The sequence below is a fragment of the Deinococcus arcticus genome (assembly GCF_003028415.1).
Lineage (GTDB): Bacteria > Deinococcota > Deinococci > Deinococcales > Deinococcaceae > Deinococcus > Deinococcus arcticus.
The window spans coordinates 24,816-47,327 of sequence record NZ_PYSV01000003.1 but is presented as its reverse complement, the minus strand read 5'-3'; the positions used below and the strand labels follow the sequence as shown (position 1 = coordinate 47,327).

Annotated in this window: 24 protein-coding genes; 18 read left to right on the top strand and 6 right to left on the bottom strand. The window is 69.9% G+C overall.

The genetic code is table 11. The features are described from left to right. Positions 1 to 50: 50 nt before the first annotated feature. The 3 genes from C8263_RS03885 to C8263_RS03875 are packed head-to-tail and all read left to right on the top strand — an operon-like array spanning position 51 to position 1,230. A complete protein-coding gene (locus C8263_RS03885) occupies positions 51 to 539 on the top strand; it encodes a hypothetical protein (protein ID WP_332888919.1) in 489 nt (162 codons plus the stop codon). Between the two features lie 9 nt (positions 540 to 548). Next, positions 549 to 929: a hypothetical protein gene (locus C8263_RS03880; protein ID WP_107136808.1), complete on the top strand. Its 381-nt coding sequence runs from the start codon at positions 549 to 551 to the stop codon at positions 927 to 929. Between the two features lies 1 nt (position 930). Further along, positions 931 to 1,230 carry a hypothetical protein gene (locus C8263_RS03875; protein ID WP_107136807.1) on the top strand — a complete coding sequence of 100 codons (300 nt, stop codon included), beginning with the start codon at positions 931 to 933 and terminating at the stop codon, positions 1,228 to 1,230. A gap of 6 nt (positions 1,231 to 1,236) precedes the next feature. On the opposite strand, the gene C8263_RS03870 is transcribed toward C8263_RS03875, so the two are convergent. Beyond that, entirely contained in the window at positions 1,237 to 1,875 is a 639-nt protein-coding gene (locus C8263_RS03870) for a pyroglutamyl-peptidase I (RefSeq protein ID WP_107136806.1), read from the bottom strand. Between the two features lie 46 nt (positions 1,876 to 1,921). On the opposite strand from C8263_RS03870, the gene C8263_RS03865 reads away from it, so the two are divergent. The 5 genes from C8263_RS03865 (at position 1,922) to C8263_RS03845 (ending at position 5,539) form a co-directional block, all read left to right on the top strand. After that, positions 1,922 to 2,404 (top strand): hypothetical protein, encoded by a 483-nt coding sequence (locus C8263_RS03865; RefSeq protein ID WP_107136805.1) that lies wholly within the window; start codon positions 1,922 to 1,924, stop codon positions 2,402 to 2,404. 83 nt (positions 2,405 to 2,487) lie between these two features. After that, on the top strand, positions 2,488 to 3,330 hold the full coding sequence (locus C8263_RS03860; RefSeq protein WP_107136804.1) for a DNA-formamidopyrimidine glycosylase: 843 nt from the start codon (positions 2,488 to 2,490) through the stop codon (positions 3,328 to 3,330). After that, entirely contained in the window at positions 3,327 to 3,977 is a 651-nt protein-coding gene (gene pdxH, locus C8263_RS03855; protein ID WP_107136803.1) for a pyridoxamine 5'-phosphate oxidase, read from the top strand. The genes C8263_RS03860 and pdxH overlap by 4 nt, the downstream gene beginning before the upstream one ends. A gap of 198 nt (positions 3,978 to 4,175) precedes the next feature. Further along, positions 4,176 to 5,030 carry a hypothetical protein gene (locus tag C8263_RS03850; protein ID WP_107136802.1) on the top strand — a complete coding sequence of 285 codons (855 nt, stop codon included), beginning with the start codon at positions 4,176 to 4,178 and terminating at the stop codon, positions 5,028 to 5,030. Positions 5,031 to 5,122: 92 nt separating this feature from the next. Continuing rightward, positions 5,123 to 5,539, top strand: a complete 417-nt coding sequence (locus C8263_RS03845; RefSeq protein ID WP_107137017.1) for an organic hydroperoxide resistance protein — start codon at positions 5,123 to 5,125, stop codon at positions 5,537 to 5,539. Between the two features lie 582 nt (positions 5,540 to 6,121). Here the strand turns inward: C8263_RS03845 and C8263_RS03840 are convergent. Then, on the bottom strand, positions 6,122 to 7,612 hold the full coding sequence (locus C8263_RS03840; protein ID WP_107136801.1) for an ATP cone domain-containing protein: 1,491 nt from the start codon (positions 7,610 to 7,612) through the stop codon (positions 6,122 to 6,124). A gap of 183 nt (positions 7,613 to 7,795) precedes the next feature. Next, positions 7,796 to 8,410, bottom strand: coding sequence for a TetR/AcrR family transcriptional regulator (locus C8263_RS03835; RefSeq protein ID WP_107136800.1), 615 nt, complete (start codon positions 8,408 to 8,410; stop codon positions 7,796 to 7,798). A 99-nt stretch (positions 8,411 to 8,509) separates the two neighbouring features. Here C8263_RS03835 and ppgK point away from each other — a divergent pair, with 99 nt between their 5' ends. The 3 genes from ppgK (at position 8,510) to C8263_RS03820 (ending at position 10,507) form a co-directional block, all read left to right on the top strand. Then, the gene (ppgK, locus tag C8263_RS03830) at positions 8,510 to 9,289 is read left to right on the top strand and encodes a polyphosphate--glucose phosphotransferase (RefSeq protein WP_107136799.1); all 780 of its coding nucleotides are present in this window, start codon (positions 8,510 to 8,512) and stop codon (positions 9,287 to 9,289) included. 60 nt (positions 9,290 to 9,349) lie between these two features. Continuing rightward, on the top strand, positions 9,350 to 10,084 hold the full coding sequence (locus tag C8263_RS03825; RefSeq protein ID WP_107136798.1) for a sporulation protein: 735 nt from the start codon (positions 9,350 to 9,352) through the stop codon (positions 10,082 to 10,084). 144 nt (positions 10,085 to 10,228) lie between these two features. After that, the gene (locus tag C8263_RS03820; RefSeq protein WP_107136797.1) at positions 10,229 to 10,507 is read left to right on the top strand and encodes a hypothetical protein; all 279 of its coding nucleotides are present in this window, start codon (positions 10,229 to 10,231) and stop codon (positions 10,505 to 10,507) included. A gap of 630 nt (positions 10,508 to 11,137) precedes the next feature. On the opposite strand, the gene leuS is transcribed toward C8263_RS03820, so the two are convergent. After that, on the bottom strand, positions 11,138 to 13,624 hold the full coding sequence (gene leuS, locus C8263_RS03815; protein WP_107136796.1) for a leucine--tRNA ligase: 2,487 nt from the start codon (positions 13,622 to 13,624) through the stop codon (positions 11,138 to 11,140). Positions 13,625 to 13,882: 258 nt separating this feature from the next. After that, positions 13,883 to 14,305, bottom strand: coding sequence for a hypothetical protein (locus C8263_RS03810; RefSeq protein ID WP_107136795.1), 423 nt, complete (start codon positions 14,303 to 14,305; stop codon positions 13,883 to 13,885). A 95-nt stretch (positions 14,306 to 14,400) separates the two neighbouring features. Between C8263_RS03810 and C8263_RS03805 the strand changes: the two genes are divergently transcribed. Continuing rightward, on the top strand, positions 14,401 to 15,483 hold the full coding sequence (locus C8263_RS03805; protein WP_107136794.1) for an endonuclease/exonuclease/phosphatase family protein: 1,083 nt from the start codon (positions 14,401 to 14,403) through the stop codon (positions 15,481 to 15,483). A gap of 107 nt (positions 15,484 to 15,590) precedes the next feature. Here the strand turns inward: C8263_RS03805 and hpt are convergent, their stop codons facing one another. After that, positions 15,591 to 16,118, bottom strand: a complete 528-nt coding sequence (gene hpt / locus C8263_RS03800) for a hypoxanthine phosphoribosyltransferase (protein WP_107136793.1) — start codon at positions 16,116 to 16,118, stop codon at positions 15,591 to 15,593. Positions 16,119 to 16,164: 46 nt separating this feature from the next. Between hpt and trpC the strand changes: the two genes are divergently transcribed. The 6 genes from trpC (at position 16,165) to C8263_RS03770 (ending at position 22,421) form a co-directional block, all read left to right on the top strand. Then, a complete protein-coding gene (trpC, locus tag C8263_RS03795) occupies positions 16,165 to 16,965 on the top strand; it encodes an indole-3-glycerol phosphate synthase TrpC (protein WP_107136792.1) in 801 nt (266 codons plus the stop codon). A 7-nt stretch (positions 16,966 to 16,972) separates the two neighbouring features. Then, entirely contained in the window at positions 16,973 to 17,767 is a 795-nt protein-coding gene (locus tag C8263_RS03790) for an MBL fold metallo-hydrolase (RefSeq protein WP_107136791.1), read from the top strand. Positions 17,768 to 17,825: 58 nt separating this feature from the next. Next, positions 17,826 to 18,593 (top strand): TVP38/TMEM64 family protein, encoded by a 768-nt coding sequence (locus tag C8263_RS03785; RefSeq protein WP_107136790.1) that lies wholly within the window; start codon positions 17,826 to 17,828, stop codon positions 18,591 to 18,593. Positions 18,594 to 18,961: 368 nt separating this feature from the next. Further along, on the top strand, positions 18,962 to 20,017 hold the full coding sequence (purM, locus tag C8263_RS03780) for a phosphoribosylformylglycinamidine cyclo-ligase (RefSeq protein WP_107136789.1): 1,056 nt from the start codon (positions 18,962 to 18,964) through the stop codon (positions 20,015 to 20,017). Further along, positions 20,014 to 20,736: a histidine phosphatase family protein gene (locus tag C8263_RS03775; protein ID WP_107136788.1), complete on the top strand. Its 723-nt coding sequence runs from the start codon at positions 20,014 to 20,016 to the stop codon at positions 20,734 to 20,736. Before purM ends, C8263_RS03775 begins: the two co-directional genes overlap by 4 nt. Before the next feature lie 260 nt (positions 20,737 to 20,996). Continuing rightward, positions 20,997 to 22,421 (top strand): nitronate monooxygenase, encoded by a 1,425-nt coding sequence (locus C8263_RS03770; RefSeq protein ID WP_233218631.1) that lies wholly within the window; start codon positions 20,997 to 20,999, stop codon positions 22,419 to 22,421. The last annotated feature ends 91 nt before the right edge of the window (positions 22,422 to 22,512 follow it).

Below are 22,512 nucleotides of genomic sequence, written 5' to 3'. Positions count from 1 at the left end.
GCCGGGCCCTGTTGGGTGGGCCGCGCCTCCCGTAGCATGGAGCCGTGAACGTGCAGCGACTTGCCCTGACCTTCATTGCCGGGTGCTCGGCCGCCCTGATCGCCTACGGCGCCGTCTTTGTGCGCGGCGACCTGGGGGGCGTGTTCGCCTACCTGCGGGCGCGCGGGGCTCTGCGGCGCCTGCGCGAGAGCGGCACCCAGGCACAGACCGAAGAGGCCCAGCGCCAGTTGCAGGCCCTGGGGCGGCAGGTGGGTGACCCGGCCCTGGCCGAGAGCCTGATTCCCCTGGCGCTGCTCATCGGGCTGGTCGTGGGGGTCCTGGTGTGGCGCAGCTTTGGCCGCCGCCTCAGCGCCACCCCGCGCCTGGACGTGCAGGAGCGCATGGTGTACCGGCTGGCCCACCGCCGGGGCGGGCGTTTTACCCTGGACGACCTGCGCGCCGGCAGCCCCCTGAACGAGGCCCAGGCCCAGGCCGTGACCGCGCGCATGCTGGACCTGGGGCGACTGGTGCGCGACGGCGACGCCTTTCGCCTCGCCTGAGGCCCGCCCATGACCCCGGACCTGCTGGCCACCCTGCTGGACGCCGCCAACCACGCCCCCACCCACAGCGTGCGCGCGGCGCTGGTGCGGGTGGACGGCCAGCCGCATCCCCGGGTGGCTGCGCTGAGCGCCCACCTGCGCGCCGTGAAATACGACGGCTGGGCGCGTGTGGCCGCCGTGGGTGGCCCGGTCCCCCCGGAAGACGCGGGCCTCACGCGCCTGATGGCCTGGGAGGTGGCTGCCGCCCGCGCCCTGCCCCCCGAACTTCTTCTGCGCGCGCTGGTGCCCGCTGGCCCCACCGTGCAGGACGCCCTCATGGCCCTGGCCCGCCACACGGTGTGGCACGCCGGGCAGATCGCCGCCCTGGCCCGCCGCCCCCTCGTGGTCTGAGATGCCCCCAGATCGCCCCTTTCTGACCGACCCCAGTCCGGACGGCGTGGCCCCGGCCGGCGCAGCGCCGCCCGCGCTGTTCGATCTGGCAGTCAACCGCGCCTGGGCGGCGCTGCGGGGCCTGCGTCCGGCCCAGCCTGGCGCCGCGCTGGGGGCGTGGCACGCCCGCACCCGTTTTGCCCGCCGCGTGCCCCTGGCCGCCGTGGAAGCGGCGCTGGCCGCCCGCCCCCCGGGGGGCGAGTGGCACTGGACCGGCGGCGAACAGGGCGCCTGGGTGCCGGGCCGCGCGCCGTTTCCCTGAGGGGGCTCAGGTCCCCTCACCCAGGGCAAGGGCTTCGGCCGCCACCCGCACAGCCCGCACAATCTCGGCGTCGGGCAGGTAGGGCAGGGGCGGGCGGTCCTCCGGCCACGCCAGGGCCACGGCCGGGTTGGCCGGCACATGCACAAACGCGCACGGAATCCCTCCGCGCCCGCCTGTCGCCAGATGGTGCAGCGCGCGGTACAGCACAAAGTTGCACACGTACAGGCCCGCCGTGTTGGAGATGTGGCCCGGAATGCCGGCTGCGCGCCACGCGGCCAGGGTGGCGCGCAGCGGCCATGTGCTCAGATAGGCGGCGGGCGCCCCGGCGGGCCCGGCCGGCTGGTCACGGTAGGTGTGCCCGGCGTTGTCGGGAATGGCGAAATCCATGACGTTCACCGCCACCCGTTCCAGGGTCACCTGGGGCCGCCCGGCCGCCAGCCCGGTCAGCAGCACGGCCTGGGGGCGCACGCGGTCCAGCAGGCCGGCCACCTGCGCGCCGGCCGCGTGTGGCTCGACCGGCAACAGCGCCGATTCAATGCGATAGCTGCCCACCTGAAGGCCATGCAGCTCACGCGCCGCGCGGGCACTGGGGTTGTCCGGGTGGGTGTGAAAGGGCTCAAAGCCCGTCAGCAAAAGGGTGGGCACAGCCGGAGGATAGCGGGCTGTCCGGGGTGCAGGGTACGCTCGGGGCATGAACCATCTGCTGGCCCTCGCCCTGGCCGTCCTGGCGCCGTCTGCCCTGGCCGCGCCAGTCACGCAGTATGCCCTGCTCAAGGCCGCGAAGGTGCAGGGGGGCCTGATGACCATGACCCTGGACTACATCGAGGTGTTCTCCGGTGCCCCAGAGGACGCCGCCCGCGCCGTGAGGCTGGGGTACTACCCGGATACCCGCGCCTTTCAGGCCGCCCTGCCGCCCAGCGGCCTGCTGACCCGCAACGTGAACCCGCAGCTGCGCACCCTGAAGACCGATGCCCGCACCGTCTTCGAGCTGTCCTGCGCCGAGAAGCCCGGGGTGGACACCGCCAACATTGTCCCCAAGCCGGTATCGCTGACGCGCTTTGTGGCGTCGTGGAAGGGTCAGCCCGGCGCCTGCTGGCCCTTTGCCGGCGAGGTGGTGCGCCTGCGCCTGGACGGCACACGGGTGCTGAAGGTCAGCCAGGTGTACTTTCCCTGATCGTCTGCGCCCTGACCGTCTGCGGCCCCTGACCGTCCCCTGCGCCGCAGTTGTGCGCCCACCGGCAGGGCTATGCTGCCCCCATGCCGGAACTGCCGGAAGTGGAAACCACCCGCCGCAAGATCGAGCCGCTGCTGTCGGGCCGCACGATTCTGGAGGTGCTGCATGACGCCCCGCACCGCTACCGCGATACCCACCGGGCCAGCGGGCGCCGCATTGCGGGCCTCAGCCGCCGGGGCAAGTACCTGCTGCTGCATCTGGTCGAGCAGAGTGCCGCCCACGACGACGCCCACGACCTCGAACTGCTGGTGCATCTGGGGATGACCGGGGGCTTTCGCCTGGAACGGGGGCCGCACACCCGCGTGACCCTGCGCACCGACAGCGGCGAGCTGTATTTCGACGATCCGCGCCGCTTCGGCAAGATGGCGGTGGTGCCGGCCGGGCAGTACGCCGGGCACCCCACCCTGCTGGCCATGGGCCCCGAACCGCTCTCGGACGACTTCCGGGAAGAGGACTTTGCCCGGCTGGCGGCGACCTGTGGCCCGGTGAAACCCTGGCTGCTGTCCCAGAAACCCGTGAGCGGCGTGGGCAACATCTACGCCGATGAAAGCCTGTGGGCCGCGCAGCTGCATCCCGCCCAGACCCGCCTGACCCGCGAGGAAGCCGGGCGCCTGTTCCACGCCGTGCGCGAGGTGATGGGCCGCGCGGTGGCGGCCGGCGGCAGCAGCCTGGGCGACGGCGCCGGCAACTACCGCCAGCACGACGGCGAGCCGGGTGAGTTTCAGCGCCAGCACCACGCCTATGGCCGGGGGGGCCAGCCGTGCGACCGCTGTGGCGCCAGCATCGAGAAAATCGTACTGGGCGGGCGCGGCACCCACTTCTGCCCGGTCTGTCAGCCTCTGCGCCCCCGCCCGGAGAAGCTGTGACCGATCTGACCGGTCTGCGGCTGTCCTACACCCGCGCCGCGCTGCGCCGCACCGACCTGAACCCCAGTCCCCTGCCCCAGTTCCAGGCGTGGCTGCAAGAGGCCCTGGACGCCGGCCTGCGCGAGCCCTACGCCCTGAGCCTCGCCACCGCCGACGCAGCCGGGCGGCCCAGTGTGCGCACCGTGCTGCTGCGCGGCGCCGGCGAAGAGGGCCTGACCTTCTACACCAATTTCGAGTCGCACAAGGGCCGCGACCTGGGGGCCAATCCGCAGGCTGAACTCCTGTTTCACTGGGCCGAGCACGAGCGGCAGGTGCGCGCCTATGGCCCGGTCACGCGCGTGCCGGACAGCGAAGCCGACGCCTATTTTCACGCCCGCCCCCGCGAGAGCCAGCTGGCCGCCCACGCCAGCGCCCCGCAAAGTGCGCCCGTGGCCAGCCGTGAGGCGCTGGACGCCACCTTCGCGGCGCTGCACGCGCGGTATCCCGGCGCTGCGCCGGTGCCCCGCCCGGCCTTCTGGGGGGGCTTGCGGGTGCAGGTGCAGGAGTGGGAATTCTGGCAGGGCCGCGCCAACCGGCTGCACGACCGCTTTCGCTACGCCCGGCAGGCTGAGGGGGGTGGCTGGGCCATCACGCGCCTGCTGCCCTAAGTCGCTCGCTGTTGATCTTTAGATCAACCGAGCGGAGCGAGTATCGAAAAAAGGACGTTGCACTGGGAGTGGAGACTTTGCGGTGCTCTCCTGCAAAGTCGTAACGTGAGGTGCAACGTCCTTAGAAGCACGTGGGCCCCCCGGGGCCCGGCCGCAGCTGGATGCCGGGCGCCCGCCAGGACGCGGTAGCATGGGCCCATGCCGCTGCAGGTCGTGGAATCCAGCGTTCGGGCCCGGACCGGGCAGCCGGAAGACGGCGCCGATCTGCTGGTGGTCACGCCCCACCACGTCGCCGTGGTGGCGGGCCTGAGTTTTGGGGCCACCACCGGGGGTGCGCGCCCCCACGACCTGCCCCCGGCCCGGTTTGCCGCCGGGGTGGGGGCCGCTGCCCTGCGCGACCTGCCCCCCACCGCCGACCTGCGCGACGCCGCCGACCGCCTGACCCGCGCCCTGGAGCAGGCGGTCGGCCGCCTGTCTGGGGCGGGGGCACGCCTGCAGGTGGCCTGCGCCGTGGCGGCTGTCAGCAGCGCCCGGCGTGAGGTCTGGCAGCTGGGGGCGGTGGGGGTGCACTGGGACGGCGGCACCGGGGCCCAGGCGCCCCACGGCCTGCCCAGTCTGCTGCCCTCATTGGCGGCGGCGGCCCAGGCACGCGCGGTGTTTTTGCACGCGCTGCTGGCGCGCGGCGAGGCCCACCACACCCCGGCCGCCCTGCGCCGCGACGACCCGGCCCAGCCCACCCTGGCCCCGCTGCTGGCGGCGCACGCGGCGCTGGCCAACACCACCGGCCCCTTCGGTTACGGCCTGGTGAATGGCCGCCCGGTCCCCGACGAGCATCTGCGCGTCTTTGTGCTGCCCTCCGGCCCGCGCGAGGTCTGTCTGGCCAGCGGCGGCTACCCGGCAGTGCTGCCCACCCTGGCGGCCAGTGAGCGCCATCTCGACGACCTGCTGGCCGCCGACCCGCTGCTGATCACGCGCTTTCCCTATGTGCGGCCCCATCGCCCCGGGCAGGACGGGTATGCCGACCGCGCCTATGTGCGCGTGCGCGTCTGGTAGAAGCGGCCCGGGCCTTGCCCCCCACGCAGGAACACCCGCTTTGTGGGCCACCACGCCGTTGCCCCGGGCCAGGGCGGGCCATGCTGACGCACATGAGCAACCTGTACACCGCCCACGCCGCCGCCACCGGAGGCCGCGCCGGCACCGTCCGCAGCGATGACGGCCGCCTGAACCTGACCCTGAGTGTGCCCGCCGGAATGGGCGGCGACGACGGCCCCGGCACCAACCCCGAGCAGCTGTTTGCGGCGGGCTACGCGGCCTGCTTCCTGGGCGCCCTGGGCGTGATCGCCCGGCGTCAGAAACTGGACCTGGACCCTGCCAGCACCGTCAGCGCCCAGGTGGGTCTGCGCCGCGAGGGCCTGAGCTTTGCGCTGGACGTGGAACTCCAGGGCCACTTTCCCGGCCTGAGCCCAGAGCAGGCCCAGGCCCTGATGCACGCCGCCCACGAGGTCTGCCCCTACAGCGTGGCGACCAGGGGGAATGTGGATGTGCGCCTGACCGTGCGCTGAGGCAGGAAGAAAGAAGTTTCTGCCGCTGGTGGCAGATTTGGGGTGAGCACGCGGCTGAACAGTGTGGCTCACCCTTCTCTGTCACCCATGCCTGGGCTGTGTGCAAGGAGCTGTTCTGTATCTCGACTGAGCGCAGGTGGTCGAAGCCAGCCAGAAATCTTTCTGGGCCTTCGGCCGAGAGAGGCCCAGGGCTGACTGATACGGACTGCCGTCCATTTCCGTAACATCCGGGAAGAAGGGCGATGTTCCCCGCCTTCGGCGCTGTGCCAGTCCAATTCCCGGAAATCCGCATTTATTCCTGCGCCCTCCGGTCGGAACAATTTCGTCATGTGTGACGAAATTTCTCGGAACTCGTATCAGTTTCAAAAGGTGCCGTGACCGGTGACGGCGTGGTGTCGACCGAAGGGACGCGCAGAGCGGCGCAGCAGGGTAGGAAAGGCGACGGGTTGCTGCGAATGGGGCTGGAAATGCGCCGAGGGTGGGGAAGGCCAGGTCTGTTCTAGATGGTCCGGGCATGGTCGGCCACGCCAGCTTTGCCTGGGCCGTAGTCCCAGTCGGGCGAGCTGTCCTCCTGTCCTTCCTTTAGCTGCGCGGGTCCAGGCGGGTGCCGCTGAATTCCTCGCCCAGCAGGTTCTGGCGCTCTTCAGGCGTCAGGGCCACCATCACCTGCCGCAGCACCACGTCCACGGCCTGTTCGGCGCTCTCGTCCAGGGTCAGGCCGTCCAGCAGCGGCACGCCCTGCGCGCGGGCCAGGGCTTCAAGCTCGTCCTGCATGGCGCGGATTTCATCGAAATAGGCCATGTAGCGGTGCATGGGGCGGCTGGCGGCCGTTTCCAGGTCGCGGCTTTCAAAGTGGCGGCGGTGCTCGGCCGGGTCAGGCAGCGTGACCAGCATGGGCACCATCAGCGCGCCCGCAAAGGCCTCGGCGCGCAGGTAGCCCGGCACCAGATGCACGCCTTCAAGCACCAGACTGCTGCCCTCCTGCACGCTGCGCTCTACCACCGCGCCCAGGCCCACGCTCACCTGTCCCACCTGATCGCGGAAGCCCGCCAGCAGCGCCTCGCGCGTGGGCCGCTCGGGGCGCTCGGCGCCGGGGGGCAGCAGCGCCTCCCAGGCGTTGAAGGTGCTGGCGTGCAGGGTGGGCACCAGGGCCGGCGAGACCATCGCCCGCATGACCTCACGGATGGAATCGGTGCTCACCACCCGCGCAATGCCCAGGCGGTAGGCAATCTCGGCGGCCAGGAAACTCTTGCCGGTGCCCGACACGCCGCCCAGCAGCACAATAACCGGGCGGGGCGGGCGGCGAATCACCCGCAGCAGGCGGTAGCGCGCGCTCACGTCCGGGCCCACCTCGTCGCGCAGCAGGGCTTCCACCTTGGCCTGAATGGCCTGCCGGGTCACCACCCGGTCCTCGCGCCCGCGCAGGTCGCGCTGGGTCACGCGCGCCACCTTGCGGGCCACATCCGGCGTGACCCCGGCGGCCAGCATGGACTGCACCAGAATGCCCTTGGAAAAGGGGCCGGGCACCGTGCTGCCCTCGCCAATCACGCCCAGTTTGCCCCGGTTGTGGCGCAGGTAGCGGTAGGTCAGGCGCAGGTGTTCGCCGTAGCGCTCGGCCAGGGCCTGTTCGGTGAGGTTGTCAATCTCCTCGGCGCTGAGGCGGCGCACGCCGCGCTGGCGCAGGCCGATGTCCACCACGCTGGCCGTGGCGTAGGCGTCTTTGCTGGACAGCCCCGTGTCTTCCAGGGTACGGGCCAGCACGCCCCGGCTAAAGGGCAGCTCGCCCTTCTTGGCCGCCACCAGAATGTCGGTAAAGGCGGGCGTCTGCGCCTGGGCGGCCTGGGCCACCTCTGGGCCCAGCACGTCGCGGGCCACCTCCACCATCAGGGCCTGCAACTCGGCCGGGCTGACCACCGTGCGCCGCGCCAGGCGCAACTGCTGCTCGATGCGCCGGGCGGCGGCGGCGGCCTGCGCGCCGTCGGCCCCGGCGTTGACCAGCGACTCCACCAGCAGGCCCCGGCTGAACGGAAAGGCGTGGCGCGCGGTGCCAATCCGCAGTTCGGGCTGGGTCACGGCGAAGGAATGGGGGAGAGGGACGCAGAGCGATTCACCCGGGCAGTGTACTCCCCCGGTCCGGCGCGGCCGAAGGCCCAGGGTATGGTGTGGCCGGGGGCCGTCCAGAACGGCGCGGCTGGGGGCACAGTGACCCCCAGCCGCGCCAGAGAAAAGCAGTACCCGGGCCTAGCCCGCTTGGGCTCAGCTTCGCCCCTCGCGCTTGATCGCGCCTTCGAGCAGCAGCCCCAGGGCCAGACGCATCTCCTCACGCAGGGGGCGCTCGGTGCCGTAGGCACTCCAGCGCAGCGCCACCATCAGGTAGGTGTCGGCAATCAGATTGCTGATGCGCTGCAGGCTCAGGTCGGTGCGCATCTGCCCGGCGTGGTGCAGGGGGCGCAGAATCAGTTCAATGACCTTGCTCAGCGGCAGGGCTTGGTACGCGGTGCGGGCCCGCTCGGGGTTGGGGTTCATCACCTCATAGGCCAGCGGCGGAAACAGGTCGCGCTCGCGGGTGTTTTCCTCGGCCAGCCGGTCCCAGATCTCGTACAGCACCGTCAGGGGCGGCGCGCCCTCGTGCAGGCGGGACTCGGCGTGGTCACGCAGGCGGTTCATGACCTCGCTGCCGTAGTCCAGCAGCACCGCTTCTTTGTAGGGGTAATAGTTGAAAAAAGTGCCGCGCGACACGTTGCTGGCCCGGGCAATATCCGTGGCGGTGGTGGTCTGGAACCCGCCGCGCTTGAACAGGTCAATGGCAACCGAATAGATGCGGGCGCGGCGGCGCTCCTTCTGGCGTTCGCGCAGCGAGGTGGAATCCATGATTCCCCAAGGTATAGCGTGCCAGGTTCAAAATTGCACCCTGTTCAAACAGGGGGGGCCAAAGGGCGCTGCAGGCGGCTCTGGTACGCTGTGGCCCATATGACCGTCATCCTGGGCATAGACATTGGTGGCAGTGGCATCAAGGGCGCGCCCGTGGATACGGCCACGGGTCAGCTGGTGGCCGAGCGCCGCCGCATTCCCACCCCGGAAGGCGCCGCGCCGGAAGCGGTGAAGGCCGTGGTGGCGGAACTGGTGGCCCATTTTGGGTTGCCGGGGCCTGTGGGCGTCACCTTCCCCGGCATCGTGCAGCGCGGGCACACGCTGTCGGCGGCCAACGTTCACGCCGACTGGATTGGCCTGAATGCCGACGACCTGCTGACCCAGGCCACTGACCACGACGTGTTTCTGATCAACGACGCCGACGCCGCTGGGCTGGCCGAGGCCCGCTTTGGAGCGGGCGCCGGGCAGACAGGCACCGTGCTCGTGCTGACCTTCGGCACCGGCATTGGCAGCGCCCTGATTCATGGTGGCGTGCTGGTGCCCAACACCGAACTGGGGCACCTGTGGCTGCGCGACAAGCACGCCGAGACGTGGGCTTCTGACCGCGCCCGCGAGCGCGACGACCTGAACTGGAAACAGTGGAGCAAGCGCGCCTGCACCTACCTGCAACACCTGGAACTGCTGTTCAGCCCGGAACTGTTCATTATCGGCGGCGGCATCAGCAAAAAGGCGGACAAGTGGGGCCCACACCTGACCCTGGAGCGCAGCCGCGTCGTGCCCGCGCAGCTGCTGAATGAGGCCGGGATCGTGGGCGCCGCCATGACCGCTGCCGGGCAGGTGCTCCCGGCCAAGCCCAGCCGCAGTGCTAAAAAGGTTTAAGCTGAGGCGCAATCGTTACCTTGGGAACTTTTCAAACGCCGCAGGCGTACAGGGGGTCGTATGGGATTCTTGAAACGAATGATGGCAGCCGTCGGTGTGGGTGGAGCGAAAGTGGACGCCCAGGTGCACAACGCCACTGTGCGTATTGGCGAGAGCGTCAATGGTGTCGTGGTGGTGCAGGGCGGCGGTGTGGACCAGCGCATTGAGCGCGTCAACCTGGGGCTGGCCACCATGTACAAGGCCGACGACACTTACGTGCAGCACCAGCTGAGCAAGGTGCCGGTGATTCCCGGCTTCGAGCTGCGTGCCGGCGAGCGCCGCGAATTCCCTTTCAGCATTCCGGTGCCGGCAGGCACGCCCCTGACCCTCAGCGGCACCCGCGTCTGGCTGGCCACCGACGCCGACATTGCCGGCGCGGCTGATCCCGGCGATCAGGACCAGCTGCAGGTGATGCCCAGCAAGGAAATGGAAGTGCTGTTTAATGCTGCGCAGAAGCTGGGCTTTCAGATTTCGGGCAGCGAGGTGGAATACCACCACGGCCGCATTGCCCAGGAAATCAGCTTCCGCCCACCGCACGGCCAGTACAAGATTGCGGAAATCGAGATGATGATCTTCCCGCAGATGGGCGGCCTGGACGTGATTCTGGAGGTGGACCGCCGCGCCACCGGCATGGCCAGCATGTTCGCCAGCGAGATTGAGCGCAAGGGCAACTGGCACCTGAGCAGCCAGACCCTGAACGCCGGTGTGGGCGCCGTGGCCAAGGAACTGGAGAAGAAAATCCGCAGCCTGATGTAAACCGGGAGCAGCAGGAACGCAGGCCGCAGCAGAGGGACGGTGCCTTTACCGCGCACCGTCCCTCTGCTGCGGCCTGGCGCGAACTGGCCGGTGCCGCACTGTGCCCTTGCGGCTGCAGTGGGCACGCTGTCGTACCCTGGCTCCATGCGCCCCGACGCCCTGACCCTGGTGGAAATCGCCGACCTGCTGGACGCGGCCTACCACGCCGACCGGAACCGCAGCACCCAGGGCCCTATCCCCGAAACGCGCGCCGCCCTGGCCGATTATCTGGGCTGCCACCCCGAGACCCGAGCCGGGGTCTGGTCCATCTGGCACCCGCAACTGCTGGCCGCTGGCGAGGACCCGGGCGCCGCCGAAGACTGGCTGGACGCGGAGTTTATCGAGCCCTGCCATGAAGAGCGGTGGGATGAAGGGGGCTCGTAGGGCCGCTGCTCTGACACCTAAGGACGTTGCACCGGGAGTGGAGACTTTGCGGTGCTCTCCTGCAAAGTCGTAACGTGAGGTGCAACGTCCTTTTTTCGATACTCGCTCTGCTCGGTTGATCTAAAGATCAACAGCGAGCTACTTATCACCCCCAAGGACGCGCTGCGGGGAGCTGCGTGCGCGGTTTTCAGCTCTCTTGCCTTCGGGTAGGCAAGGGCATTTTTTATTGGGTGCTATACGGCTGGTGGTACTGCACGGGCGTGCCGGAGCTGATCCAGGCGCTGATTCCTCATGTGTTCTGTGCTAGAGGGACCCGGAGAGCTGCGGAGCCGAGCAGGAACAGATGCGGAGTTCCGGGTAATGGGCTGCTCCCAGCTGAAGGCGAGGAACATCCCCCTTCTTCCCGGAGGTTCCGGAAATGGATGGCCGTCCGTCTCAGGTGAGCCGCAGGCGAGGGGGGAGTGGACCGCAGAGCGCCGTCGCAGGGCGAACAAGAGAAAAGCCGGGACGCCGGCAATAGAACAGCACCCCTGCGCGCTTCCCAGGATGCTTCAGCATCAGAGGCGTCCCGCAGAAGAGACCCCCGCCCTGGCCTGTGCCGGAGCGGGGGTCTTTTACTGTCTGCAATTTTTAGTTGCCGACTTTCACAACGATATTGATGATCCGGCCCGGGACGTAAATCTCCTTGACCACCGTCTTGCCCTCGATAAAGCGGGCCACATCGGCATTGGCCCTGGCAGCGCCCAGGGCTTCCTCGGCGGTGGCGGTCTTGGAGATGGTCACCTCGCCGCGCACCTTGCCGCTCACCTGCACGCCCAGGGTGACGGTGTCGCGGGTGGCGGCCGCCTCGTCCACAGCGGGCCAGTTCTGGGTGTGCACGCTCGTTGCGCCCCCGCGCTCGGTCCAGATCTCCTCGGCAATGTGGGGCACGACCGGAGCCAGCATCAGATTGAAGATCTGCAGGGCCTCGTCCCAGGCGGGGGTGCCGAACACCGGCGAACGCTTGGCCTTCACCAGCGTGTTGGTCAGCTCCATCAGCGCGGCCACAATCGTGTTGAAACTCAGGCGGTCAAAGTCCGCCCCCACCTTCTTCAGGGTGCTGTGCACCGCGTAGCGCAGCTCGGCGTCCGTGACCTTTTCGGCGGGGCCCACGGGGCTGTCCTCGAAATACAGGTTCCACACGCGCCCCAGCCACTTGGCCGGGCCGTTGATGCCCTGCGGGTCCCAGGGGCCGCCCAGTTCCCACGGAGCAATAAACAGCAGATAGGTGCGCACCGTATCGGCGCCGTATTCGCGCACCAGATCGTCAGGGTCCACCACGTTGCCCCGGCTCTTGCTCATCTTCTCGCCGTCCTCGCCCAGAATCATGCCCTGGTTGCGCAGGCGGGCAAAGGGTTCGCTGTGCTTGGTCAGGCCCATGTCGCGCATGACCTTCACCCAGAACCGCGAGTACAGCAGGTGCAGGATGGCGTGCTCAATACCGCCCGTGTACAGGTCCACAGGCATCATGGGGTCTTTCGCGGGGTTAAAGGGGCCCTCGTGGTAGTCGGGGCTCAGGTAGCGGTACATGTACCAGCTGGAGTCCACGAAGGTGTCCATGGTGTCGGTGTCGCGCTCGGCCGGGCCGCCGCAGACGGGACAGGTGGTCTTCAGCCACTCTGTGTCCAGTTTCAGGGGGCTCTGGCCGGTCGGGGTGAACTCCACGTTCTCGGGCAGGCGGACAGGCAGCTGGTCCTCGGGGACAGGTTGCGCGCCGTGCTCTGGGCAGTGAACGAAGGGAATCGGGGTGCCCCAGTAGCGCTGGCGGGCAAACAGCCAGTCGCGCAGGCGGTAGGTGGTCCTGGCTCTGGCAATCCCGCGCGCCTCCAGCTGCTCAATGATCGCCGCAATACTGGCCTTGCCGCCGGGCATGCCGTCAAACTCGCCCGAGTTCACGATCAGCCCGTCGCCCGCGTAGGGTTCCGTCGCGTCCCTGGGCATCGGCTCATGGCCTTCCGGGCGAATGACCTCCACGATGTCCAGGCCAAATTTCCGGGCAAAGGCAAAGTCGCGCTCATCGTGCGCGGGCACCGCCATGATGGAGCCGGTGCCGTACGTGACCAGCACGTAGTCCGCCACCCAGATCGGCAACTGGTGCCCGGTGATGGGGTGCGTGGCGTAGGCGCCCGTGAACACGCCGGTCTTCTCGCCCTCCTGCTGGCGCTCCACGTCGGTTTTGCGGCCGGCCGCCGCCACGTACGCCTCCACGGCCTCACGCTGCTCGTCGGTGGTCAGCGCCCCCACCTTGGCGTGCTCGGGGGCCAGCACCATGAACGTTGCGCCCATCAGGGTGTCGGGGCGGGTGGTGAATACCGTTTCGGGGCCAGCGGGCGTCTGAAAGGTCACCTCGGCGCCCACCGACTTCCCGATCCAGTTCGTCTGCATCAGGCGCACCTTCTCCGGCATGTCCGCGCCGCTGAAGTCCAGCAGTTCGTCGGCGTAGTCGGTGATTTTCATGTACCACTGGCTCAGGTTGCGTTTTTCCACGGCCGCGCCGCAGCGCTCGCAGTGGCCGTTCACGACCTGCTCGTTGGCCAGCACCGTCTGATCTTTCGGGCACCAGTTCACCAGCCCGCCCTTCTTGTACGCCAGGCCGCGCTTGTAGAACTCGATGAAGAACCACTGGTTCCAGCGGTAGTACTCCGGGTCGCAGGTGGCGAACTGACGGCTCCAGTCGATCATGGTGCCCATCGCCTGGAACTGCCCGGTCATCCGCTCAATGTTCGCGTAGGTCCAGGTGGCAGGGTTGGTCCTGTGCTTGATGGCGGCGTTCTCGGCGGGCAGACCGAACGCGTCGAAGCCCATGGGAAACAGCACGTTATAGCCGCGCATCCGCAGCCAGCGCGCGCGGGCGTCCGGCGCCACGTTCGCGTACCAGTGCCCAATGTGCAGATTGCCGCTGGGGTACGGAAACATCGTCAGCGCGTAGAACTTCTCGCCTGGCGCGTCCTCGTTGAACCGGTACAGGCCGCTGCTCTCCCAGGAGGCCTGCCACTTGCCCTCAATGGCGTGGGGGTTGTAGCGCTCCATGCGCGGCTCCTGAATGTTAATGCTGCCGGCTTTGTTGGTCTGGGTCATGGCATGGCTCCTTCAAGGGGTGGATGGTTGACGGTTGATCGTTGATGGAGGCGGGCGCGGGCCCAAGGTGTTTTCCATCACCCTCAGGCCATCACCCATCAACAAAAAAGCGCCCCGGCACGCAGCCGGGGACGCTCGAACAAGGCTTAGCGCCTGTCGAGTCGTCCCCGGGTGGTAAGCGCAGAGCGGATCATGACAGGCAGTGTAGCGCACGGGGCCCGGCCTGGGCATCGGCCATCTGGTCAGTTGAGGCTGGGATTACCGAACGGGCGTGCCCCCCACATGCACCAGCGTGCCCGCGCCCCGGTGCTCGGCGATGTACAGCACGCGTTCACGGCCCCGCGTGAGCACGGCCTCGAACTGAATGCCGTCGTCGGGGCGGGTGGTCAGGCGGGCAAAACCGCCCCGCTCCAGCCGTTTCAGCACGGTTTCGGGCTGCCAGTCGGCAAAGAGGTACTGCTCAATGCGCGTCTGGCCCGCGCGCACCTCGGCCCGCACGGTGCGGGATTCGGGGCAGGCAGGTGTGGCTCCGGCGGGCAGGGGCGCCAGTCCCCACACCTGCCCGGGTTCCTCGAAGCAGTACAGCGCGCTCCGCCAGCGCGCGCCCCCCTGCCACCACGCGGCGGCCCCGGCCAGAACAAGCAGCACGGCGGCAGCGAACACAACCAGGGGACGCTTCATGCTCCGCAGGGTAGCCCAGGCCAACCGGGCGAGCGCCCCCGGGCGCGGCAGCCGGCTCCATTCCGTGCGGCCTCTTCGCTACACTGCCCTTCAACATGCGACTTCATTCTCGCCGGGCGCGGTGGTGGCCGCGCGCGCTTCTGGGCCTGCTGCTGCTGGCGGGGGCGCTGGCCGCGCTGGTGTACGCCCTGACCGACCACCCAAAGCCTGTGCAGGCCGCCGCGCTGACCTGCCCCGCTGCCACGCCCACTCTGAACGCCGGCCAGCCGCTCAAGGTGCTGAGCTGGAACGTGCAGTACCTCGCCGGGCGCGGGTACGTGTTCTTCTACGACACCCTGGCGGGCGACGGCCCCCACACCCGTCCCACGCCCGAGAGTCTGGCCCGCACGCTGGACGAGGTGGTGGCGGTGATCCGCCAGGAAAACCCCGACCTGCTGCTGCTGCAGGAGGTGGACCAGGACAGCAAGCGCACCGATTATGCTGACCAGCTGGCCCAGCTTCAGGCGCGGCTGGGGGGCGCCTACCCGTGTGCGGCCAGCGCCTATTACCACCGCGCGGCGTTCGTGCCTCACCCGAAGATCATGGGCAAGGTGGGCCTGAGCCTGGTCACCCTCAGCCGCTACCGGCTGGAGCGCGCGACCCGCCACGCCCTGCCGCGCATCTGCGGCGATCCGCTGACCGTGGCCTTCAACTTCAGGCGCGCGGTGCTGGGCGTGACGTTGCCGGTGCGGGGCGGCGCGCCCCTGACCGCCTACCAGACCCACATGGACGCCTTTGCCCAGGGTTGCGACACCATGCAAAAGCAGGTGGCGGCCATTGGCGAGTTGCTGCGCGCCACCCCCGGCCCCTGGCTGATGGGCGGCGACTTCAACCTGCTGGGCACGGCCGGGGCGTATACCCGCCTGCGGGAGCGCGAACGCGCCTACTTCAACCCTGAAACCGAACTCAAGCCGCTGATGGACGCCTACGATGCCTTTCCCAACGAGGCGCAGATCGACACAGGCGAGGCGCGCTATTTCACCCACTTTCCCAACGACCCGGCGGTGGGCCGCCCTGACCGCACCATCGACTACTTCTTCTACTCGCCGGGGCTGGCCCACACGGCTGAGCGCATCCGCCAGGACCGCCCCAAGATCAGCGACCACTTTGCGATGCTGACGACGGTGCGGGTGCCCTGAGGGGGGTTGATGGGAGATGGGAGAAGCTTGATGGTCAAAGGGCAGAAGCAACCGCGCCTCTGCCCATGTTTTCTCCATCAACCATCACCTTTCAACCATCAACGCCCTTACTCCTGGCTGGTAATGAACGGCAGATTCCGGTCAAACTGCGCGCGGTCCAGGCCGTAGCCATACACAAAGGCGTCGGGGATGGTAAAGCCCAGGTACTCCACCGGAATCTCCACCTTGCGGCGGCTGGGTTTGCTCAGCAGGGCGGCAATCTTGAGGCTCCTGGGCCCGCGCCCTTCCAGGTAGTGCAGCAGGTAGTTCATGGTAATGCCGGTGTCCACGATGTCTTCGACCAGCACCACATGGCGGTCACTGATGGGAAACTGCAGGTCCTTGACGATGCGCACTTCGCCGCTGCTCTGCTTGGCGTTTCCGTACGAGCTGGCCTGCAGGAAATCGATGGTGCAGGGCATATTCAGGGCGCGCACCAGGTCGGTGTGGAACATGAATGCACCGTTGAGCACACAGATCAGGTGCGGTTCCAGGCCACGGTAGTCCTCGCGGATTCGGGCCGCGATTTCCTGAATGCGCGCCTGAAGCTGCTCCTGCGTGATCTGAACGGGGCCGTTGCCGGGGGCAAGAGTCATACCTGCTCAGGCTAACACGGGGCCGCGCCGCGCTATCCTCGCCCGCATGACAGCGGGGAACGTGGGGGCAGGGCGGGACTTTTCCCGGGTGCCAGGGGTGCTGGGGCGCATCGTGGCTGAGCGGGTGGCCGATTACCGCGCGGCCGACCCGGCCCTGGGCGCGGCCCGGCCGGCGGTGCGCCGCTTCGAGGCGGCCCTGCGCGGCCCCGGCCTCGCCCTGATTGCCGAGGTCAAGCGCGCCAGCCCCAGCCAGGGCGCTATTGCGCCGCTGGACCCTGGGCAGGCCGCCCGGGCGTATCAGGCCGGGGGCGCGGCGGCCATCAGTGTGCTCACCGAGCCCCGGCACTTCGGCGGCGATGCCCAGGCCCTGCGCGACGTGGTGGCGGGCGTGACCCTGCCCGCGCTGCGTAAGGATTTTGTGGTCCATCCCGCCATGCTGCGCGAGGCCGCCGAGTGGGGGGCGGGCGCCGCGCTGCTGATGGTCAGCGTGCTGCAGGAAGCCACCGGCGAGTTCCTGGCCATGGCGCACCATCTGGGCCTGGACGCCCTGGTGGAGGTCCACGACGAGCGCGAACTGGACCTCGCGCTGGCCACCGGCGCGCGCATCATCGGGGTGAACAACCGCGACCTGAAGACCCTGCACATTGACCTGGGGGTGAGCCCGCGCCTGATTCGCCGCGCCCGTGAAGCGGGCTTTGACGGCGTGCTGGTGGCCGAAAGCGGCTACCGCACCCCGGCCGATCTGGCGGGCGTGCGCGGCCTGGCCGACGCGGTGCTGGTGGGCACCAGCCTCGCAGGCAGCGGTGATCTGCAGCGCGCCGCGCGCGATCTGATGGCCCAGCCCTGAGGCGGCCATGACACGGGCGGCCTCGCTGACCCTGCTGGGCACCGGCGATAGCAAGGGGGTGCCGCGCTTCTGGTGTGGCTGCGCGGTCTGCACCGAGGCGCGCGCGACGGGTGCCAATCGCCGCCGCCGCACCGCCAGTCTGCTGAGGGTGGGCGCCCAGACTGCCCTGCTGGACGCCGGCCCCGACACCCACGGCGCCCTGGCCGGATTGCCGGGGCCGCTCGTGCCCAGCATGGTGCTGCTGTCCCACGCCCACAACGACCATGTGCTGGGGCTGGGCGACCTGCTGGACTACGTGCAGGATGCGGGCGGGGCCCTGCCGGTCTATGCCCCGGCCAGCGTCATTCCCGCGCTGCGCGAGCGCTTTGGCTACGCCTTCCGGCTGCGCTCGCCCGTGCAGGTGTGGCCGAAAGAAGGCGTCTGGCTGGGTGGGGTACAGGTGCGGGCCTTTGCCGTGCCGCATGGGGCCAACGGCCAGAGCCACGCCTTCCGGCTGGACGGCCCTGGCTGGGCCGCTGCCGTGATGACCGACGCCATAGACGTGCCGCAGGAGACGGCTGCGCTCTGGCTGAGCGGGCTGGACCTGCTGGTGCTGGGCACCTCGTTTGCCGACGAATCGGCCGCGCCGCACGCAAGCCGCAGCGTGTACGACGTGCGCGAGGCCCTGACCCTGCCCTGGGCCCACGCGGCGCGGCGGGTGGTGCTCAGTCACCTCTCGCATGGGGTGGACGTGCGCGGCGCCGGCGAGTTACCGCCCGGCTGGCGCTACGCCGGCGACGGCCTGAGTCTGCCGCTGCCCTGAGCCGGCTTCACTTTTTGAGGACGAAATTCACCCGGGCGCGCTCTACACTGGGCCTTCGATGACCGCCGCCGCCCACCCCCCCCGCTACCTGCGCTGGTTGATTCTGGGGGGCGCCGCGCTGCTGCTGGCCGGACTGGCCCTGCACCCCGAGGTCCGCGCATTTGTGGTGCGCGCCTTTGCCGCCCTGACCAGCAGCGATCCGCAGGTCACGCAGGCGTTCGTCTCTGGGCTGGGCTGGGCCGGGCCCCTGGCCCTGCTGGGGGGGTTCGTGTTGCAGGCGGTGCTGCCGGTGCTGCCGGCCCTGGTCATGACAGCGGTGACGGCGCGTGCCTACGGCCCGGTCGAGGGCTTCGCCATCGTGTACCTGGGCACGCTGCTGGGGGCCGCTGCCGGTTACGGCCTGGGCCGCCTGCTGGGCGACGCCCTGGTGCGCACCCTGGCGGGCGAACGGGCGCGCAAGGCCGCCCACGATTTCGCGCAGCGCCACGGCGTGCAGGGCGTGCTGATGGTGCGCCTGATGCCGGTGCTGTCGGCCGATGTGATGAATCTGGTGGCGGGGGCGGCCAAGATGGGGTTCCGGCCCTTCATGCTGGCCACCGCTGCTGGCGCCCTGCCCGTGACCGCCCTGGTGGTGTGGCTCAGCGGCAGCGGCCAGCGCCTGATGTGGGGGCTGGGGCTGCTCTCGGCGGTTGTGGGCGGCGTGGCGCTGGTGCGCTGGTGGGTGGGGCGCCGCCGGGTGGGTCGCGCCAGCGGCAGCACGCCGGACGGGGCGGAGCCGGACACCGCTGGAAAGGTTGCCCAGCGCGACGCCAGCCGCATCGAGTGAGGGCAAGCAGAGGTTCCGTTTCACTCGGGTGGCATGGCTGATTGGCGGGCCCGTGGGATGAGCAGGGCGTCTACCCGGCTCCGCCCAGCAGGGCGCTGTCATACGGGTTCCGAAAAAATTCCGTAACTCGTTACGGAATTTTTTCGACCGGAGGGAGCAGGAAAAGATGCGGAGTTCCGGGAATTGGGCTGGAACAGCGCCGAAGGCGGGGAACATCCCCCTTCTTCCCGGATGCTCCGGAAATGGACGGCAGTCCGTATCAGGTTTCTGCACGCGGCACTGCTGGGTCAAAGTGCAGCGCCGGTCACCCTTGGTAGACTGGGCGGCGGAACGTGTGACCGCCGACTTTGGTCCACGGCAGGAGGCTCATGACAGGGAACACGACAGGCGCTCCGGCGTCGGCTTACGAGCGCTCAGGGGTCAGTATTGACGCCGGGCACCGCGCGGTGGCGCTGATGAAGGGGGCCGTGGCCCGCACCCACACAGCGAACGTGCTGGGCGGCCTGGGGGGCTTTGGCGGCCTGTTCCGCGCCGCCTTTGGCACCATGGAAGACCCCGTGCTGGTGGCCAGCACCGATGGCGTGGGTACCAAGACCAAGGTGGCGGTGCGCGCCGGGCAGTTTGCCGGACTGGGCGCCGATATCGTGAACCACTGCGTGAACGACATTCTGGTGCAGGGGGCCCGCCCCCTGTTTTTCCTGGATTACGTCGCCATGGGCCGGCTGCTGCCCGAGCGCGTGGCGGAAATCGTGACGGGCGCGGCCGGGGCCTGCGAGGCGCTGGGCGTGGCCCTGCTGGGCGGCGAAACCGCCGAGATGCCTGGGGTCTACGTGGACGGCGAACTGGACATCGTGGGCACTATCGTGGGGGTGGTGGACCGCCCGGCGCTGATCAGCGGCGCGCGCATTCAGGCCGGGGACCGCGTGCTGGCCCTGCCCAGCAGCGGCCTGCACACGAACGGCTTTTCCCTGGCCCGCATGGCGCTGGACGAGCTGGACTGGACCGAGGCCCGCGCCGACCTGGGCGGCCAGACGCTGGCCCAGGTGCTGCCCGTGCCGCACCGCGCGTATCTGCACGCCTTCGCGGCGCTGCAGGCGGCCGGGGTGGATGTGCGCGGCATGGCACACATCACCGGGGGCGGACTGGTGGACAACCCGCCGCGCGTCTTTCCACAGGGCCTTGGCATGCAGATTGACCTGGGGTCGTGGACCGTGCCGGCCGTCTTCGAGCTGATTGTGGCGCGCGCGCAGGTGGGCCGCGAGGAAGCGTTCCGGGCCCTGAACATGGGCGTGGGCTTTCTGTTCATTGTGCCGGCCGCCCAGGAGGCCAGTGCGCTGGCGGCCCTGCAGGCGGCGGGCGAGCAGCCCTGGACCATCGGCGAGATGGTGCCGGGCCAGGGCGTGGCGTTCCGGGGCACCCCTTGACCCAGCGTCCGGCCCAGCGGGCGCCCACAGGCTTTGCCGCGCCTGACCGCGCCACGGCCACCGAGTTCTGGGTGGTGCGCCACGGCGAGAGCACCTGGAACGCCGACGGCCGCTATCAGGGGCAGGCGGATGTGCCGCTCAGCCCTGTCGGCGTGCTGCAGGCCGCCAGCCTCGCGGAGCGCCTGACCGGGCAGGCGTTCGACGCGGTGTACACCAGTGACCTGCAGCGGGCCTCGCGCACCGCGCAGATTGTGGCCGAGCGCCTGCACGGGGCCCCGGCGCCGCAGACCCACCCGGGCCTGCGCGAGATTGACGTGGGCGAGCTTTCGGGGCTGGTGATTGCCGAGATCCGCGCGCGTTACCCCGACTACCTGCAGGCCCTGGGCACCGAGCCCTGGAGCACCCGCCGCCCTGGCGGCGAGAGCATGGAAGACCTGTATGCCCGCAGCGGCGCGGCGTTCGGGGCGCTGCGGGCCCAGCACCCGGGGGGACGCGTGCTGGTCTTTACCCACGGCGGCGTGGTGCGCGTGGCGGTGGGGCTGGCTCTGGGCGGGGTGCCCGCCAACGCCTGGGCCCGCCTGAGCGTGTCCAACACGTCCATTACCCGGGTGCTGCTGGGCGAGGGCAGCGGCATGCTGCTGGGCTTCAACGACGACGCCCACCTGGAAACTCTGCTGGAAGCCACCGAGGCCGACGACGTGCTGGGCCAGGCGCCCTGAGATTGGCCCACCTGAAGCTGGCGCAGTCGCTGTCCAGATCGCCGTGGCCTGGTGCTGTCAGGAAGAGGCCACGGCTTTTTGTGGCCTGCTCCTGGGCGCCCGTGGCTGAGCGCTTGGGATGCAGTTCAATCCTGCATGGCGTCCCAGAGTCGGGGGGGCGGCCCTGGGCGGCGCGCACGCTGAAGTCCTGCGCTGCGGCGTGGGGCGCCGCGGACTGGCCGCGCGCCCCCTCACGGCCGGCAGCCAGAGGGAAGAGTGCCATGACCAGCCTGCCTGCCCCCCACCGTGTTCCTGCGCCCCTGCCCCGCATCATTCAGGGCGGCATGGGCATCGCCGTGTCCGACTGGCAGCTGGCCCGCACCGTGTCGCAGCACGGCGGACTGGGGGTGGTGTCCGGCACCGGTATTGACACGGTGCTGCTGCGCCGCTTGCAGGACGGCGACCCGGGCGGGCACCTGCGCCGCGTGCTGGCCACCTTTCCCCAGGCGTCGCTGGTCCAGGCGTGCCTGCAGCGATTTTTCCGCTCCGGAGGCCGGGCGCCCGGTGAGCCCTACGCCCGGTTGCCGCTGCCATCCGCCACCCGTTTCCGCGACGCCTGGACCATGACCCTGCTGGGCGCCTACGCCGAGGTGGCGCTGGCCCGCGGGGGGCACGCGCACCCGGTGGGGCTGAACCTGCTCACCAAGTTGCAGCTGCACACCCTGCCCGCCCTGTACGGGGCGATGCTGGCCGGGGTGGACACCGTGATCATGGGCGCGGGTATTCCCCGGGATATTCCGGGGGTGCTGGACGCCCTGGCGGCGGGGCAGCCGGCCACGCTGCGGCTGGACGTCAGGGGCGGCGAAGCCCTGCCCCTCACCTTTGATCCTGCCGACTTCGGGCTGCCCCGCGTGCCGCTGGCGCGGCCCAACTTCTACCCGGTGGTGTCCTCGCACGTGCTGGCCGGGGTGCTGGCGAGAAAGGCCAGCGGCGCGGTGCAGGGCTTCATCGTGGAGGGGCCCACGGCGGGCGGGCACAACGCGCCGCCGCGCGGGCCCCTCACGCTGGACATCCAGGGCCAGCCGGTGTACGGCGAGCGCGACGCGGCCGACCTGTCTGCCATTCGCGCGCTGGGCCTGCCCTTCTGGCTGGCGGGCGGCTTCGGCGCCGCTGGGGGGCTGCAGGCCGCGCTGGCGGCGGGGGCCACCGGCATTCAGGTGGGCACCCTCTTTGCCTTTGCCCAGGAATCGGGCCTGCGCGCCGACCTGAAAGCGGCGGTCCTGGCCCACGCGGCCAGCGAGCCGCTGGAGGTTCTCACCGACCTGCACGCCTCGCCCACCGGCTTTCCCTTCAAGGTGGTGGCGCTGCCGGGCACCCTGGCCCAGCCCGGGGTGTACGCCGCCCGGACGCGGGTGTGCGATCTGGGGTACCTGCGCGAGGCCTACCACACCGAGCAGGGCGGCGTGGGCTGGCGCTGCCCCGCCGAGCCGGTGGCGGCCTACGTGGCCAAAGGCGGCGCCCTGGAGAACACTCAGGGCCGCAAGTGCCTGTGCAACGCCCTGCTGGCCGATGCCGGGTACGCGCAGGTGGGGCGGGGCGCTGTGGAAGAGGCGGCCCTGCTGACCAGCGGCGACGACCTGGGCCGCCTGCGCGACTGGGCCCCGGGCTACGGCGCGGCTGACGTGCTGCGCGTGCTGGGCGGCTGAGGCGCGGCGGGCCTGCGCGATGACCCGGGGCCCGCGCCTGCCCGGCGGGGCCGGTGCGCTAGGGTGAGGCCCGACATGCACCCTCACCCTT